Consider the following 16,285-nt stretch of genomic DNA (forward strand, 5'->3'; position numbering starts at 1 on the left):
CGGAGTTCCTGACGTGGCCCGTCCACCGGCACTGAGCTCCGCCGCTCAGGTCTACCGCCGTATCGTCCCGCTGCCCGTCCGGTCCGTCGCGGCCAGCCGGGTCACCCCCGGTGTCCGCCGGAAGGTGAAGCGCGGTCTGGTCCGCACCCTCGACCGGCGCGAGGCGCGCCTGCACCGGCGCGCCCTGCGGCGCATCCGCAAGTCCGACTTCCGCGGGGCCTCCGAGCGCCGGGTCACGGCGCCCGACGGCCGGATCGCCCATGTCCACAGCGGCCTCACCGCCGACCTCGCCAGGCGCCTCGACCACGACCTGATCGCGCACGCCCTCGACCGGGCCGAGATCCCCTGGTTCGTCGTGCCCGCCCTCGACGACCGGCGGATCTGCTTCGCCGTCGAACAGCAGGACAAGGGCCAGATCCGCCGGGTCCTGCGGGCGCTGCTGGAGGAGCACACCGGTTACGTGGTCTCCGTCTCGCCGGCCGAGAACGGGACCAGGACCGTTCCCGGCAGCTACGTGAAGGCGTGGAAGAACTACGGCAAGGCCAAGGTGGTCCGCATCACCTGGCTCCGCACCGACCCCACGCAGAACCTGTGGATCGGCGACGACCAGGGCATCGAGATCGAGTTCTGGACCGTCAACAACAAGCTGCCCGTCGAGCGTCTCGTCGGACCGCGTCCCAACCGCGTCCAGCGGGTGGTGCCCCGTGACGCCCCCGGCATCGAGATCGGCTTCGAACGGCTCTCGGGCTACTCGGACACCGACGGCGCCATGGACCCGAGCGTCACGCTGGAGAACTTCGACATCCCGCGCCTGGAGGAGATCACCTTCCCCGTCGACGCCGTCCTCCCCTGGCGGCACGACACCCCATGGGGCGAGGAGCTGCTCCGCGCCGCGCTGAGGTCCCTGCACCAGTACGCACCCTGGGTCGACGTCGTACACATCCTGGAGCAGGCCCCGGCGCCCCGCTGGCTGCGCTCCGGCGAGCACCTCTCCGTGGTCCCGGCGGGGCCGGACGCCGAGGAGTGGCTGCACCAGCTGGCCGACCTCTCGGACCGCTTCCTCCTGCTGCGCCCCGGCGCCCTGTTCGGCCGGCCGGTCCGCCCGTTCGACTACTTCAGCCCGCACGGCGGCACCCGGCCGCGCCGCGGTCCGTGGACGGCCCAGGAGTCCTTCGCCCCCTGGACGGCGACGGCCCACGCCGCCACCGGCCGGGCGGTCGGCCACGGCTACGCGCCCGGCCCCCAGCCCTACACCCGCTCCGCCCTCATCGACCTGGCCGCCTCCGGGTTCGTCCCCGGGCAGGCCGTCGACGGGCAGCTGGCCAACGCACTCCCGTGCACCCATCCGGCGGACGGCCTGATCCACCACTTCGCCCGTACGGCGGGGCTCGCCGACCCCGCCGGCGAGGCGACCGTCGCGCTGCACGCCGCACACCCCGGGATCCGGCGCCACCTGGACCGGCTCCTGGTGCGCCGGGACACCCAGCAGATGCAGCTCTCCGGGCTCGGCCACGAAGCCTCCCTGGGGCGCGGCGGCACCGACGCCGTCATCTCCTTCCTGCACCGTTACTTCCCCGTACCGAGCCCGTTCGAGGTCGAGCCACGGGAATCAGAGGACCCGGACAAGCGCACGTGAGCATGGGCAATCCCGAAGCGTCCGCCGCGGTCGGGGTCTACCGCACCCTCGTACCGACCTCCCTCAGACGCCGTGTGGCACACCGCGTACCGATCGGCCTCCGCGCGGCCCTCAAGAGTGCGTTGCGCCGGACCCACCACCTCACCCTGGGCGTGCGCGCCGTCCGTGCCGCCCGTGCGCGGCGCCGCTGGCCCCAGCTCTTCGGCGCGCAGGAGCGGCTGGCGGTGCTCGCCGCCCGCGGCGGGCAGATCGCGCTCGTCCGCCCCACCGTCTCGCCGCTCGGCCTGCGCGAGGCCAACCTGGAACTGGTGGTCTCCTTCCTGGAGCGGTCCGGCATCGACTACTTCGCGATCCGCGGCCGGTCCGACTTCCGCTCCGCCCTCGCGGTCGCCGGCCACGACCGGGCGCGCGTCATCGACATGCTCGCGCGCACCCCCGAGGCCGGACCGGTCTACGCGGTCGCGTGCCGCGGGGAGACGGTCCAGGGCCGGCCCGCCCTGTGCGGATCGCCCCGCACCCGGCGCGTCGCGGGTGAGGCCGAGGTCCTGCGGCTCGGCATGGTGTGGAGCGACCCGGGCAACACCCTGGTGCTGGGCCTTGAGTACGGCTGTGACCTGGAGTTCTGGGAGACGGACGAGGAGGGCCGCCTGGTCGCTCCCCGCCCCAACCGCGTCACCGAGGACGTCTCGCCGGCCGAGGCGCGGGTCAGCGTGCCCATCAGCAGGCTCACCGGATTCGCCGCCCTGCACACCCGCAGGACCCGCTCGGTACGCACCATCGCCGCCTGCGCCGAGCCGCTCCCCGAGGACGTGCGCTTCCCCATCGACGTCGTCTACACCTGGGTGGACGGCTCGGACCAGGAGTGGCAGCGCCGCCGCGGGGCCTTCAGCGAGAGCGGCTACCACGCGGAGGCCGCCAACGCGGCGCGCTACATCAGCCGCGACGAACTGCGCTACTCCCTGCGGGCGCTGGAGCAGAACGCGCCGTGGGTCCGCCATGTCTACCTGGTGACCGACCGGCAGCGGCCGCACTGGCTCAACCTCCGGAGCCCCCGGATCACCGTGGTCGACCACAGCGAACTCTTCACGGACCCGGCGGCGCTGCCGACCTTCAACTCGCACGCGATCGAGAGCCAGCTCCACCACATCGACGGACTGTCCGAGCACTTCCTGTACTTCAACGACGACATGTTCCTCGGCTGCCCGGTCACCCCGCGCGACTTCTTCCTCTCCAACGGGATGACCCGTACGTTCTTCTCGCCCTCCCAGGTCCCCCGCTGGGAACTCAGCGGCGGCGACCGGCCGGTGGACGCGGCCGGCAAGAACAACCGCAGGCTCCTGCTGGAGAACTTCGGCTCCGCCATCGTGCAGAAGCTGCGCCACGCCCCGTACGCCCTGCGCCGCAGCGTGCTGTACGAGATCGAGCGCGAGTTCGCCGAAGCCCATCGCGGGACCTCCTACAGCCGCTTCCGCAGCCCGACGGACATCTCCGTACCGTCCTCGCTGTACCACTACTACGCGTACTTCACCGCCCGTGCGGTGCCCTCGGAGATCGCCTTCGCCTACCTGGACCTGGCGAAGCCGGAGATCGCCCGGCGGCTGGGCATCCTCCTGGCCCGGCGCGACCGGCAGGCGTTCTGTATCAACGACACCTTGTCGGACACCTTCGACGACGGACGGCAGGCGGCCGTGCTCAGCGACTTCCTCCAGGCCTACTACCCCGTTCCCAGCCCCTTCGAGCGGAAGGACGCCGACGTCCGATGAAGATCTCCTTCCTGATCAACAACGTCTACGGCATCGGCGGCACCAACCGCACCGTCATCAACCTGGCCGAGGCGCTGGCGGTACGCCACGACGTGGAGATCGTCTCCCTCTTCCGCCGCCTGACCACGCCCAAGTTCGAGATCTCGCCCCGCGTCAAGGTCCGCGCCCTGGTCGATCTGCGCTCCGGCTCGGGCGACCGCGCGGCCCCGGGGACCGACGAGCCCAGCGAAGTGGTGCCCCGCCAGGAGGAGTTCTCCGCCCAGTACAACCGGTTCACCGACCGGCGGATCATCGAGGAGCTGACCGGGACCGACGCCGATGTCGTCATCGGCACCCGGCCCAGCCTCAACCTCTTCGTCGCCTCGTACACCCGCGACTCCGCTCTCCGCGTCGCCCAGGAGCACATGACCCACCTGGCGATCCCGCCCGCCGTACGCGCCGAGATGGCCCGGGTCTACCCGCGGCTGGACGCCGTCACCACGGTCACGGAGGCCGACGCCCGCTCCTTCCTGGCCAACACCCCGGTGCCCGGCATCCCGGTGGTCGGGATCCCCAACAGCGTGCCGCGGCCCGCCGTGCCGCCGTCCGACGGCTCCAGCAAGGTCGTCGTCAGCGCCGGCCGGATGCACCACATCAAGCGGTACGACCTCCTGATCCGCGCCTTCTCCATGATCGCCGAGGAGTTCCCCGACTGGCAGCTGCGCATCTACGGCGACGGCGGCGAGGCGGCCAAGCTCCGCTCCCTGGTGACCGAACTCGGCCTCACCGGCCGCGCCCTCCTGATGGGCGGCTTCTCACCGATCGAGTCGGAGTGGGCCAAGGGCTCGGTCGCCGCCGTCACCTCCAGCGCGGAGTCCTTCGGCATGACGCTGGTCGAAGCCATGCGGTGCGGTCTGCCCGTGGTGTCGACGGACTGCCCGGTCGGCCCGCGCGAGATCCTCCGCGACGGCGAGGACGGCCTGCTCGTGCCCACCGGCGACGCCTCCGCGATCGCCGCGGGGCTGCGCCTGCTCATGGCCGACGACAACCTGCGGCGGACCATGGGCGAGGCCGCGCTGCGCAACTCCGCCCGGTACGACCCGGACGTGGTCGCCGCCCGCTACGTCGACCTGTTCGAGGACGCGGCCCGCCGCCGTACCGCCAGGGACAGCGGCTACCGCCGCCCGGCGCCGCCGAGGACCGCGGCCAAGGCGCAGCCGACCGTTCCGCCGGTCTCCATGCGAGCGGCGGTGGCCGATGTCACGACCGACGAGACGGGCCGGCTGAGGTTCGCCGTCCAAGGACCGCACGAGGGCAAGCACCGCTGGCAGTTCGTGCTGCGGCACGGCGCGACCGGCGACGACGCCTTGCCGGACATGGAGCTGCCGACCGACCGCACCCCGCAGAGCAACGGCGGCACGCTCCACACCGCCGAGCTCCCGGCCTCGGCCCTGGACGAGCTGGGCGACGGCCGCTGGAAGGTGACCATGCGGTCGACCAGGTCGGAGAGCATCCACCTGAAGGCGGGCCTACGGGACACCCGGTCGCTGATCGAGGCCCGGGCCCGGCTCCTCGCCCGGCCCACCAGCGCTCCGGTCGGCTGGAACCTCCCGTACGCGCAGCCGAACGGCAGGCTCATGCTGCGTACGGTGCTGCGCCAGGAACACGTCGAGTGCACCTCCGTCGAGCTGCACGAGTCCGGTATCACCGTCACCGGGGTGCTCTGCGGCGAGCGGGAGATCAGAGCCGGCGCGCGCTTCGTCGTCAGCCGCCGCGGTGAGCACCTGGTCAACCACACCGTCCCGGTCCAGGTCCTGAGCAGCCGCGCCTTCCGCGTGGAGGTGCCCGTCCGGTACGTGGTCGACCACCGGCTGGAGCGCTGGGAGGACTGGGACTGGTGGCTGCAACCGTACCCCGACCAGTGGAAGAAGACCCGCGTGTGCCGGGTGCTCGAGGACTTCCCCGATGTCAAGAGCGCCTTTGCCTACCCGCCCGTGCCTCTCGCCGGGGATGAACAGTCTGATTACGCCATGGTCCACCCGGTCCGGCCGGTATGGGTGCGCCCGTACTGCTCGGTGTCCGGTGGCATGGCGATGAACGTGGTGGACCGATGAACCGAGTGAAACGCTCCCTCCTGCACATCGTCGCGCACCAGGACGACGACCTGTACTTCATGAACCCCGACCTGGTCCGTTCCCTCCAGGAAGGGGACGAGATCACCACCGTGGTGGTGACCGCCGGCGAAGGCGACGGCATCAACGCCGACACCAACGACCCGCAACGCCTCTCCCAGCAGCCGGACTTCACCGGCTACAGCACCGCGCGCGGCTGCGGTCTGCGCTCCGCCTACGCGCGGATGGCGACCGGCGACCGCACGAGCCCCTGGCACCGCGAGCCGGTCCAGCTGGTCCCCGGCTTCACCGTGGAACGCTTCACGCTGGTGGCGCGGCCCACCGTGCGCATGTACTTCTGCCAGCTGCACATGGGCGCCCCCGGCATGGGCGGCGAGCGCACCCGCGTACATCAGCTGTGGGACGGGACCGTGCGGTCGCAGGCCACGCTGCCGGTGCGGGGCTCCACGGTCGCCGAGGTGCAGCACGTCTCCCGCGAGCAGCTCGTCGCCGGTCTGACCGCACTGCTCGACCAGGTCGCGCCGACCGTGGTGCGGGCCATGGACCCCGACCCCGAGCACGACGGCGGCAAGGACGGATTCGTGATGTCCGACCACGCCGACCACACCTCCGTCACCCAGTTCGCACTCGCCGCACTGGCCCGCCACCGCGACGCGGGACACGCCCCGGTGGTCGAGCACTACCGGGCGTACGCCAACCGGTTCTGGGGCTACAACCTGGACCCGGTCGCCGTGGCCGAGAAGGCCGAGTACCTCGCCACGTACGCCGGTCTGGACGCCACCCACTGCCCGCAGGGCACCTGCGAGCGGTGCGGCGACCGGCAGCTGGGCTCCAACCCCTACCGCAGTACGCACATGATGAGCAGCGCCCTGCGCTACTCGCCTCCCGCGAACTGGCTGCGGCTGGGACCGGGCGGCCGGCTCAACGCCTTCGCGGTCCTGGGCGGACGGCTCGCCTTCTGGACGGAGACGGGTCCCGCCTCCGGCGCCTGGCGCGGCCCCTTCGTCCTCGGCGACGGCTGGATAGCGCCGACCCTGGCCGTGACGGGAGTCCCCGGCGGCCCGGCCGAACTCGTGGGCCTGAGCCGGACCATGGTGGCCGGAGGCGGCGCCACCGTGGAGATCGTCCACACCGTGCAGGACCCCGACGGCAACGGGTTCAACGGCTGGCAGTCCCTGGAGAACCCGGACTGGACCCACCAGGACGGCCGCCGCCAGCGCGAGCTGGGAGTGCCGTCGGCCGCCGTCGACGGCGCGGGCCGGCTCCACGTCTTCGCCAGGAACTTCGCCCAGGGCATCAGCATGCGCCGCCGCAACGAGAGCGGCGCGTGGGAGCCCTGGGAGGACCTCGGCGGCTCCTTCGCGCAGGACGCCGGTGTCGCGCTCACCACCGAGCACGGGACGGTGGAGCTGTACGTCCCGGGCAAGCAGACCGTGGGCCGCTGGCACCAGACGATCCCCGGCGGCCCCTTCGTCCAGGACGACACGCTCAAGACCGGCAAGGTGGCGACCGGCGGCATCACCGCGGTCGACTCGGGCGGCGGCCGGACCTGTCTGTACTACCGGCAGGCCGGGACCCAGCAGGTCATGGCCTACCGGCAGCACGAGAACGGCAACTGGCCCGGCGGCGGCGCGAGCCTGGGCACCAGCGGAGGCACGGGCGCCGTGGCGGCCGTGTGGGCTCCCGAACGGGGTGCGCGCGAAGCCTTCCTGGCCCACCGAGGCTCCGACGGCCGGCTCGCCGTCTCGCTGCCGGTGCCCGACCGGAACGTCTCCGGCGCCCACTGGCGTGCGGTGGGCGAGATGTTCAGCCAGGCGCCGTCCATGGCGTACGACGCGGCGGGCGCCGTCGTCATGGCGGTCATCGGTACGGACGGGAGGCTGTGCCTGCGCCGCCAGCTGTCGCCGGTGGTGGGCAGCGCCCTCGGCCCGGCCCTCGCGGCGGAACCCGCCTGACCTGTGGAGACATCGACAGCGGGGAACGGCGGATGAGACGAGCCGTGCGGGTCGCCGCGGTGGTCCTGGCGGCCGCGGCGGCCCTCGTCCTGGTGACGCTCGTACGGAAGGGCCCGGAGAAGCCTCCCGCCCCTTCCGAGGTGCGGGTCCTCCACTACAACCTCTGCGGAGCGGCCGCCGCCTGCCCCTGGAACTCCGGCGGGTCCGGCCCCGGCACCTCCGTCGAGCGCGTGGTGAAGGAGGCCTCCGCCTTCGCACCCGACCTGATCACGCTCAACGAGATCTGCGCGACGCAGTACGACGCGCTCCTCGAACAGCTGAAGGACTCCGGCCGGCCCATGCACGGGACGTACGCCTCGTCGCAGGACAACGTCCCCAACTGCGGCCCCACGGGCGCGTACGGCACAGCCGTCCTCAGCCGCGGGGCCATCGCCCCCGGCGGACCGGACTACCGACGCTTCAGCCGTACCGGCGACGAGACGTACGAGAACGGCGGACGGACGGTGGCCGTCCGGCGCGGGCTGCTGTGCGCGACCACCCGGTTCGACGGAGAGCCGCTGCTCGCCTGCACCGCCCACACCTACGCCAAGGCCCCCGAACAGCTGCGGGAGATCAGGGACTGGCTCGCGGAGGGCCCGGTGCCCCGGGAGACCCCCGTGGTGCTCGCCGGGGACCTGAACCTCCAGCCGAACGAGCCCGCGCTGGGGTTCCTCTACGCCCACGCGCCCGGGCCCGGCGGCCGGCCGACCGGACGGTTCCTGGAAGGCGACGAGACGGACCGTACGTGGGCGTCCCAGGGGTCGACCGGGGGAGTGGTGTGCACCGGCGGCGAGCCGGAGCGGTGCCGCAACGGTGAACCCACGGCAGGCGAGCGGAAGATCGACTACGCCTTCGCCGACACCCGGCACTTCACCGGCGGAGACGGCGACGCGAAGCTGTTCGACGAATCGGACCACGCGATGGTGACGGCCGTCTTCACCCGTAGGTGAGAGGTCCGGGAACGGCGACGGGCCGCACAGGATGTTCTCCTGTGCGGCCCGTCGCCGTTCGAACCGTACGGACTAGGCAGGCACGCTGGCCACACCCTGCGCCAGGAACGGCTTCCCGTTCACCCGCTGCGAGACGCCCTCACGGTCCAGGTACGGCGTGATGCCGCCCAGGTGGAAGGGCCAGCCCGCACCGGTGATCAGGCACAGGTCGATGTCCTGCGCCTCGGCGACGACGCCCTCGTCCAGCATCAGGCCGATCTCCTGCGCCACCGCGTCGAGCACCCGGTCGCGGACCTGCTCCTCGGTGAGGACGGTGTCGCCCTGCTTGAGGAGGGCGGCGACCTCGGGATCGAGGACCGGCGCGCCGGAGTCGTAGACGTAGAAGCCGCGCTTGCCGGCCTTGACGACGGCCGCGAGGTTCTGCGAGACGGTGAAGCGCTCCGGGAAGGAGCGGTTCAGGGTCTCGGAGACGTGCAGGCCGATGGCCGGGCCGACCAGCTCCAGCAGCACCAGCGGGGACATCGGCAGGCCGAGCGGCTCGACGGCCTTCTCCGCGACCTCGACCGGGGTGCCCTCGTCGATGACGTTCTGGATCTCGCCCATGAAGCGGGTGAGGATGCGGTTGACGACGAACGCCGGGGCGTCCTTCACCAGGACCGCGGTCTTCTTCAGCTTGCGGGCCACACCGAACGCCGTCGCCAGCGAGGCGTCGTCGGTCTGCTCGCCGCGCACGATCTCCAGGAGCGGGAGGATCGCGACCGGGTTGAAGAAGTGGAAGCCGACGACCCGCTCGGGGTTCTTCAGCTTCGACGCCATCTCGGTCACCGAGAGCGAGGAGGTGTTGGTGGCGAGGATCGCGTGCGCCGGGGCGACCGCCTCGACCTCCGCGAACACCTGCTGCTTGACGCCGATCTCCTCGAAGACGGCCTCGATGATGAAGTCCGCGTCCGCGAAGCCCTCTGCCTTGTCGAGCACACCGGAGACCAGGCCCTTGAGGCGGTTGGCCTTGTCCTGGTTGATGCGGCCCTTGCCGAGCAGCTTCTCGATCTCGGCGTGGACATAGCCCACACCCTTGTCGACGCGTGCCTGGTCGATGTCCGTGAGGACGACCGGGACCTCCAGGCGGCGCAGGAAGAGCAGCGCCAGCTGCGAGGCCATCAGACCGGCGCCGACGACGCCGACCTTGGTGACCGGGCGGGCCAGGTTCTTGTCCGGGGCACCGGCCGGGCGCTTGGCGCGCTTCTGGACCAGGTTGAAAGCGTAGATGCCGCTGCGCAGCTCGCCGCCCATGATCAGGTCCGCGAGGGCCTGGTCCTCGGCGTCGAAGCCGGCGGAGACGTCGCCGTCCTTGGCCGCCGCGATGATGTCCAGCGCGCGGTACGCCGCCGGGGCGGCGCCGTGCACCTTGGAGTCCGCGATGGCCCGGCCGCGGGCCACGGCCGCGTCCCAGCCCTCGCCGCGGTCGATCTCGGGCCGCTCGACGGCCAGCTCGCCCTTGAGGACGGCCGCGGTCCAGATCAGCGACTGCTCCAGGAAGTCCGCGCCCTCGAAGATCGCGTCCGCGATCCCGAGCTCGTAGACCTGCTTGCCCTTGAGCTGACGGTTCTGGTTGAGCGAGTTCTCGATGATCACCGAGACCGCGCGGTCGGCGCCGATCAGGTTCGGGAGCAGCGCGCAGCCGCCCCAGCCCGGGACCAGGCCGAGGAAGACCTCGGGCAGCGAGAACGCCGGGATGGCGGTGGAGACGGTGCGGTAGGAGCAGTGCAGACCGACCTCGACACCGCCGCCCATCGCCGCGCCGTTGTAGTACGCGAACGTCGGGACCGCGAGGCCGGAGAGGCGGCGGAAGACGTCGTGGCCGCCCTTGCCGATGGCGAGCGCGTCCTCGTGGCGGCCGAGCAGCTCGACGCCCTTGAGGTCGGCGCCGACGGCGAAGATGAACGGCTTGCCGGTGATGCCGACGCCGGTGATGGTGCCGTCCGACGCCTCCTTCTCGACCTGGTCGATCGCGGCGTCCAGGTTCGCCAGCGACTGCGGTCCGAAGGTGGTCGGCTTGGTGTGGTCCAGGCCGTTGTCCAGCGTGATGAGCGCGAACCGCCCGGCACCGGACGGCAGGTCCAGGTGGCGTACGTGCGCCTGCGTGACGACCTCGCCGGGGAACAGCTCGGCCGCACCCTTCAGAAGCTCAGTGGTGGAGCTCACTTGTTGCCTCCGTCAGCGTTGAAGTGCGGGTTCTCCCAGACGACCGTGGCGCCCATGCCGAAGCCGACGCACATCGTCGTCAGGCCGTAGCGGACCTCGGGCTGCTCCTCGAACTGCCGGGCCAGCTGCGTCATGAGCCGGACACCGGAGGAGGCGAGCGGGTGGCCGTACGCGATCGCGCCGCCGTACTGGTTGACGCGGGCGTCGTCGTCGGCGATGCCGTAGTGCTCCAGGAAGGCGAGCACCTGCACGGCGAACGCCTCATTGATCTCGAAGAGACCGATGTCGGAGATCGAGAGGCCGGCCTGGGCCAGGGCCTTCTCGGTCGCCGGGATCGGGCCGTAGCCCATGACCTCCGGCTCGACGCCCGCGAAGGCGTAGGAGACCAGGCGCATCTTGACCGGGAGGCCCAGCTCGCGGGCGACGTCCTCGGCGGCGAGCAGCGAGGCGGTGGCACCGTCGTTGAGACCCGCGGCGTTACCGGCCGTCACGCGGCCGTGGGCGCGGAAGGGGGTCTTCAGACCGGCCAGCGACTCCAGGGTGGTGCCCGGGCGCATCGGCTCGTCGGCGGTGACCAGGCCCCAGCCCGTCTCGCCCGCCTCGGCGTTGGTGCGGCGCACCGAGACCGGTACCAGGTCCTGCTGGATCTTGCCGTTGGCGTACGCCTTGGCGGCCTTCTCCTGCGAACGCACCGCGTACTCGTCGGCGCGCTGCTTGGTGATCGTGGGGTAGCGGTCGTGCAGGTTCTCCGCCGTCATGCCCATGAACAGGGCCGACTCGTCGACCAGCTTCTCCGACACGAACCGCGGGTTCGGGTCGACGCCCTCGCCCATCGGGTGGCGGCCCATGTGCTCGACGCCACCGGCCACGACGACGTCGTACGCGCCGAAGGCGATGGAACCGGCCGTCGAGGTGACGGCGGTCAGCGCGCCCGCGCACATGCGGTCGATCGAGTAGCCGGGAACGGACTGCGGCAGACCGGCCAGGATTCCGGCGGTACGGCCGAGGGTGAGGCCCTGGTCGCCGATCTGCGTGGTCGCGGCGATGGCGACCTCGTCGATCTTCTTGGGGTCCAGGTCCGGGTTGCGGCGCAGCAGCTCCCGGATGGCCTTCACGACGAGATCGTCGGCGCGGGTCTCGTGGTAGATGCCCTTCGGGCCCGCCTTGCCGAACGGGGTGCGGACGCCGTCGACGAAGACGACGTCCCGGATGGTGCGAGGCACGATGGCTCTCCTCCAGGGTGCGGGATGGCACTGCTGCGGGGCACGCCCGTGGGGCGCACCGCCTGCCCTCATGCTACTTGCGGGTAACCAGACTGCCCACCCCTCATGGCCGGAGCGTCGAAGGTCACACCGCTCCCGTACCCGCCGAGGCGCCCGCGAGACGTCTCAGAGGCCGTCGAACCTGGCGCGATTTCGACCATCGGCCCGGTCCGCGAACAGGGTCTGGACAGCGGAAAACCCCCGGCCGGTGACCAGGGGTGTCTTCCGCGCGGACGATCAGGCGGTGGCGGCGAGCGCCCGCACCAGGAGCGGGCCGACCTGTTCGATCTGCCAGTGCCGGGCCCCGTACGCCGCGAGCGTGTCCTCGACGGCGCCCGGCGTCACCAGCTTCGGCGGCTCCCAGCAGACCCGGCGCACGGTGTCCGGGGTGATCAGGTTCTCCTGCGGCATGTGGAGCCGCTCGGCCAGCTCCGAGACGGCCGTACGGGCCGCCGAGAGCCGGGCGGCGGCCGCCGGGTCCTTGTCGGCCCAGGAGCGCGGCGGCGGCGGACCGGCCGGCTGCTGGCCGGGCTGCGGCAGCTCCGACTCCGGCAGCGCCTTCGCCCGCTCCACGGCCGCCTGCCACTGCTCCAGTTGCCGGCGGCCCATCCGGTGGCCGAATCCCGGCAGTGCGGTGAGCGCCTGGACGTTGGCGGGCAGGGCCAGTGCGGCCTCCACGATCGCGGCGTCGCCGAGCACCTTGCCGGGGGACACGTCGCGGCGCTGGGCCACCTGGTCCCGGGCGTTCCACAGCTCGCGGACGACCGCCATCTGCCGGCGGCGGCGGACCTTGTGCATGCCGGAGGTGCGGCGCCAGGGGTCCTTGCGGGGCGGGGCGGGCGGCGCCGAGGCGATCGCGTCGAACTCCTCCCGCGCCCACTCCAGCTTCCCCTGCTGCTCCAGCTCGTCCTCCAGCGCGTCGCGCAGGTCGATCAGGAGCTCCACGTCGAGTGCCGCGTACCGCAGCCAGGGCTCGGGCAGCGGGCGGGTGGACCAGTCGACGGCGGAGTGGCCCTTCTCCAGGGCGTAACCGAGGACGTTCTCCACCATGGCGCCGAGGCCGACGCGCGGGAAGCCCGCGAGCCGTCCGGCCAGCTCGGTGTCGAAGAGCGAGGTGGGAGCCATGCCTATGTCCCGCAGGCAGGGCAGGTCCTGGGTCGCGGCGTGCAGGATCCACTCGGAGCCGTCGAGCGCGGTGGAGAGGCCGGAGAGGTCGGGGCAGCCGACCGGGTCGACCAGCGCGCTGCCCGCGCCCTCGCGGCGCAGCTGCACCAGGTAGGCGCGCTGTCCGTAGCGGTAGCCGGAGGCGCGCTCGGCGTCGACGGCCACCGGTCCGGTGCCCGCGGCGAAGGCCGCGACCACCCGGGCGAGGGCGTCGTCGGATGCCACCACCGGGGGAATGCCCTCGCGCGGTTCGAGCAAGGGGATCGGCGCCGGGGCGACGTCGTCCGGGGGAGCGCCCCCGGTGGTTCGCAGTGAACTGTCTGCTGCGGTCTCTTGGGCGTCGGTCACGCGTCAAGGGTATCTGTGTATACGCGCCACCCGTCGACGGAACGTTCCGTCGACGGGTGGCCATGCGCGTAATCCAGCCGGAGACGCATCGGTGCACGTCCCGGTGGGGGTGGGGGTCAGTGGATGATGCCCGTCCGCAGGGCGACGGCGACCATTCCGGCGCGGTCCCCGGTGCCGAGCTTGCGGGCGATGCGGGCGAGGTGGGACTTGACGGTCAGGGCGGAGAGGCCCATCGAGACGCCGATGGCCTTGTTGGACTGGCCTTCGGCGACCAGGCGGAGCACCTCCACCTCACGTCCGGACAGTTCGCGGTAGCCGCCCGGGTGGCTCGGGGACCCGGGGGGCCGACGGTGCATACGGGCCGCGTTGGCGCCGATGGGGGCGACGCCGGGGCGGCCGGGGTGGCCGATGTTGGTTCGGGTGCCGGTGACGACGTACCCCTTCACACCGCCCGCGAGGGCGTTGCGAACGGCGCCGATGTCGTCGGCGGCGGAGAGGGCGAGACCGTTCGGCCAGCCTGCGGCACGGGTCTCGGAGAGCAGGGTCAGCCCGGAACCGTCGGGCAGGTGGACGTCGGCAATGCAGATGTCGCGCGGGTTGCCGACGCGGGGACGTGCCTCCGCGATGGACGACGCCTCGATGACGTCACGTACTCCGAGGGCCCACAGATGGCGGGTGACGGTGGAACGGACGCGCGGGTCGGCCACGACGACCATGGCCGTCGGCTTGTTCGGGCGGTAGGCGACCAGGCTTGCGGGCTGCTCAAGGAGAACGGACACCAGGCCTCCTGGGGGAGTGGCGGGACGGGGGCCGGCTCGGGGGATGAAGCCGGGGCGAACCGTGCTTGAAGGGTCATTGACCTCTTCGGCAGCAGACCCGTCCTCCTTTAGAGGAAGATCACGATTTGGTGAGTAACAATTCGGGCAAATAGGACGCGCGATCGATTGTACGAAAAGAGAGTCGGCGTGTGTGCGAAATGGGTGACGCGGTGTTACGAAACCTGCGGCCCGCGCCGCTGCGGCAGCGTCACCACCGCCGCGTCCGTCGGGTCCGACGGCGGCAGCCCCGCGATCTGGCAGAGCAGATCACCCCAGGCCATCAGGTGCGATGCCGCGTCCGGCACGCCGCCGCGCCCCTCGCGCGGCGTCCAGGAGGCGCGGATCTCGATCTGCGTCGCCGGACGGCGCGCGGAGAGCGCACCGAAGTAGTGCGATCCGGCGCGTGTCACCGTCCCTCCGGCTTCCCCGTACGACAATCCGCGCGCGTCCAGCGCCCCGGTCAGCCAGGACCAGCACACCTCCGGCAGCAGCGGATCGGCGGCCATCTCCGGCTCCAGCTCCGCCCGCACCAGCGTCACCAGCCGGAAGGCGCCCTTCCAGGCGTCGTGGCCCGCCGGGTCGTGCAGCAGGACGAGCCGGCCGTCCGCGAGATCGTCCTCGCCGTCGACCACCGCCGCCTCCAGGGCGTACGCGTGGGGTGCCAGGCGCTGCGGCGGCCGTGTGGTCTCCACCTCCAGCTCCGGCCGGAGCCGGGCGGAGCGCAGCGCGTCGACCGCCGACCGGAACGCGGGCGGGACGGGAGGACCCTCCGCACCGCCCTCGCCGTCAGCGCCATCGGAATGATCGGAAAAATGTCCCTGAGCCGGAGCCATGCCGGGAAGAGTAGGCGGAACGTGCGCCTCGCGCAGGGACAGACACCCGTGCGGCGCCGGGCTCCTTCGCCATGCGTGCGAAGATTTGGTGCGTGAGTGCCAACACCAGCCCCACGGGCCAGCAGACGACGACCGCCGCCAGCAACGACGCCACCTACGACTCGGCGTTCCTGAAGGCCTGCCGGCGCGAACCCGTGCCGCACACGCCGGTCTGGTTCATGCGGCAGGCGGGGCGCTCGCTGCCCGAGTACCTGAAGGTCCGCGAGGGCATCGCGATGCTCGACTCCTGCATGATGCCGGAGCTGGTCACCGAGATCACCCTCCAGCCGGTCCGCCGCCACAAGGTCGACGCCGCCATCTACTTCAGCGACATCGTCGTCCCGCTGAAGGCCATCGGCATCGACCTCGACATCAAGCCCGGCGTCGGCCCCGTCATCGCCGAGCCCATCCGCACCCGCGCCGACCTGGCCCGGCTGCGCGACCTGACCCCCGAGGACGTCCCGTACGTCACCGAGGCCATCGGGATGCTCACCGCCGAGCTGGGCGCCACCCCGCTCATCGGCTTCGCCGGGGCCCCCTTCACGCTGGCCAGCTACCTCGTCGAGGGCGGCCCCTCGCGCAACCACGAGCGCACCAAGGCCATGATGTACGGCGACCCGCAGCTCTGGGCCGACCTCGTGGACCGGCTCGCCGAGATCACCGGCGCCTTCCTCAAGGTCCAGATCGAGGCCGGCGCCTCCGCCGTCCAGCTCTTCGACTCCTGGGTCGGCGCCCTGGCCCCGGCCGACTACCGCCGCGCCGTGCTCCCCGCCTCCGCGAAGGTCTTCGACGCCGTCGCCCCGTACGGCGTGCCCCGCATCCACTTCGGCGTCGGCACCGGCGAGCTGCTCGGGCTGATGGGCGAGGCCGGGGCGGACGTCGTCGGCGTCGACTGGCGGGTCCCGCTGGACGAGGCCGTCCGCCGCGTCGGCCCCGGCAAGGCGCTCCAGGGCAACCTGGACCCGGCCGTCCTCTTCGCGCCGACCCCGGCGGTCGAGGCCAAGACCCGCGAGGTGCTGGACGCCGCCGCCGGTCTGGAGGGCCACATCTTCAACCTGGGCCACGGCGTCATGCCGAACATGGACCCGGACGCGCTCACCCGGCTCGTCCAGTACGTGCACGAGCAGACCGCGCGCTGACGGCGGGCCTGCCCCGGCGCGGGAGG

General features: G+C 72.1%; 11 protein-coding genes. 6 read left to right on the plus strand and 5 right to left on the minus strand.

The genetic code is table 11. The features are described 5' to 3' along the window. Nucleotides 1–13: 13 nt before the first annotated feature. From ACQP09_RS29175 to ACQP09_RS29195, 5 genes are read left to right on the plus strand one after another with little or no spacing between them, the layout of a single operon-like run. Nucleotides 14–1,636, plus strand: a complete 1,623-nt coding sequence (locus ACQP09_RS29175; RefSeq protein WP_433404995.1) for a sugar phosphotransferase — start codon at nucleotides 14–16, stop codon at nucleotides 1,634–1,636. Between the two features lie 2 nt (nucleotides 1,637–1,638). Beyond that, nucleotides 1,639–3,399 (plus strand): stealth family protein, encoded by a 1,761-nt coding sequence (locus ACQP09_RS29180; RefSeq protein ID WP_433406797.1) that lies wholly within the window; start codon nucleotides 1,639–1,641, stop codon nucleotides 3,397–3,399. Beyond that, a complete protein-coding gene (locus ACQP09_RS29185) occupies nucleotides 3,396–5,492 on the plus strand; it encodes a glycosyltransferase family 4 protein (RefSeq protein ID WP_433404996.1) in 2,097 nt (698 codons plus the stop codon). Before ACQP09_RS29180 ends, ACQP09_RS29185 begins: the two co-directional genes overlap by 4 nt. Next, nucleotides 5,489–7,465, plus strand: coding sequence for a hypothetical protein (locus tag ACQP09_RS29190; protein WP_433404997.1), 1,977 nt, complete (start codon nucleotides 5,489–5,491; stop codon nucleotides 7,463–7,465). The genes ACQP09_RS29185 and ACQP09_RS29190 overlap by 4 nt, the downstream gene beginning before the upstream one ends. A 32-nt stretch (nucleotides 7,466–7,497) precedes the next feature. After that, the gene (locus tag ACQP09_RS29195; RefSeq protein ID WP_433404999.1) at nucleotides 7,498–8,454 is read left to right on the plus strand and encodes an endonuclease/exonuclease/phosphatase family protein; all 957 of its coding nucleotides are present in this window, start codon (nucleotides 7,498–7,500) and stop codon (nucleotides 8,452–8,454) included. Nucleotides 8,455–8,526: 72 nt separating this feature from the next. Here the strand turns inward: ACQP09_RS29195 and ACQP09_RS29200 are convergent, their stop codons facing one another. The 5 genes from ACQP09_RS29200 to ACQP09_RS29220 all read right to left on the minus strand — a co-directional run bounded on the left by ACQP09_RS29200 (nucleotide 8,527) and on the right by ACQP09_RS29220 (nucleotide 15,081). Continuing rightward, the gene (locus ACQP09_RS29200; protein WP_433405001.1) at nucleotides 8,527–10,656 is read right to left on the minus strand and encodes a 3-hydroxyacyl-CoA dehydrogenase NAD-binding domain-containing protein; all 2,130 of its coding nucleotides are present in this window, start codon (nucleotides 10,654–10,656) and stop codon (nucleotides 8,527–8,529) included. Further along, nucleotides 10,653–11,879 (minus strand): thiolase family protein, encoded by a 1,227-nt coding sequence (locus ACQP09_RS29205; RefSeq protein ID WP_355059296.1) that lies wholly within the window; start codon nucleotides 11,877–11,879, stop codon nucleotides 10,653–10,655. Before ACQP09_RS29205 ends, ACQP09_RS29200 begins: the two co-directional genes overlap by 4 nt. 276 nt (nucleotides 11,880–12,155) lie before the next feature. Beyond that, a complete protein-coding gene (locus ACQP09_RS29210) occupies nucleotides 12,156–13,430 on the minus strand; it encodes an HRDC domain-containing protein (protein ID WP_433405004.1) in 1,275 nt (424 codons plus the stop codon). Nucleotides 13,431–13,546: 116 nt separating this feature from the next. Then, nucleotides 13,547–14,209 (minus strand): helix-turn-helix transcriptional regulator, encoded by a 663-nt coding sequence (locus tag ACQP09_RS29215; protein ID WP_018491682.1) that lies wholly within the window; start codon nucleotides 14,207–14,209, stop codon nucleotides 13,547–13,549. Between the two features lie 212 nt (nucleotides 14,210–14,421). Then, nucleotides 14,422–15,081 carry a DUF3000 domain-containing protein gene (locus tag ACQP09_RS29220; protein WP_433405006.1) on the minus strand — a complete coding sequence of 220 codons (660 nt, stop codon included), beginning with the start codon at nucleotides 15,079–15,081 and terminating at the stop codon, nucleotides 14,422–14,424. Between the two features lie 92 nt (nucleotides 15,082–15,173). Here ACQP09_RS29220 and hemE point away from each other — a divergent pair, with 92 nt between their 5' ends. Next, on the plus strand, nucleotides 15,174–16,259 hold the full coding sequence (hemE, locus tag ACQP09_RS29225) for a uroporphyrinogen decarboxylase (RefSeq protein WP_433405008.1): 1,086 nt from the start codon (nucleotides 15,174–15,176) through the stop codon (nucleotides 16,257–16,259). Nucleotides 16,260–16,285: the final 26 nt, after the last annotated feature.

Origin of the sequence: Streptomyces sp. CA-146814, assembly GCF_050942385.1 — a bacterium.
GTDB lineage: Bacteria > Actinomycetota > Actinomycetes > Streptomycetales > Streptomycetaceae > Streptomyces.

Excerpts from the sequence above, each read along its gene's own strand:
- ACQP09_RS29195 (WP_433404999.1), top strand. The coding sequence starts at position 7,498 with ATGAGACGAGCCGTGCGGGTCGCCGCGGTGGTCCTGGCGGCCGCGGCG.
- ACQP09_RS29190 (WP_433404997.1), top strand. The coding sequence starts at position 5,489 with ATGAACCGAGTGAAACGCTCCCTCCTGCACATCGTCGCGCACCAGGAC.
- ACQP09_RS29220 (WP_433405006.1), bottom strand. The coding sequence starts at position 15,081 with ATGGCTCCGGCTCAGGGACATTTTTCCGATCATTCCGATGGCGCTGAC.
- ACQP09_RS29185 (WP_433404996.1), top strand. The coding sequence starts at position 3,396 with ATGAAGATCTCCTTCCTGATCAACAACGTCTACGGCATCGGCGGCACC.
- ACQP09_RS29180 (WP_433406797.1), top strand. The coding sequence starts at position 1,639 with ATGGGCAATCCCGAAGCGTCCGCCGCGGTCGGGGTCTACCGCACCCTC.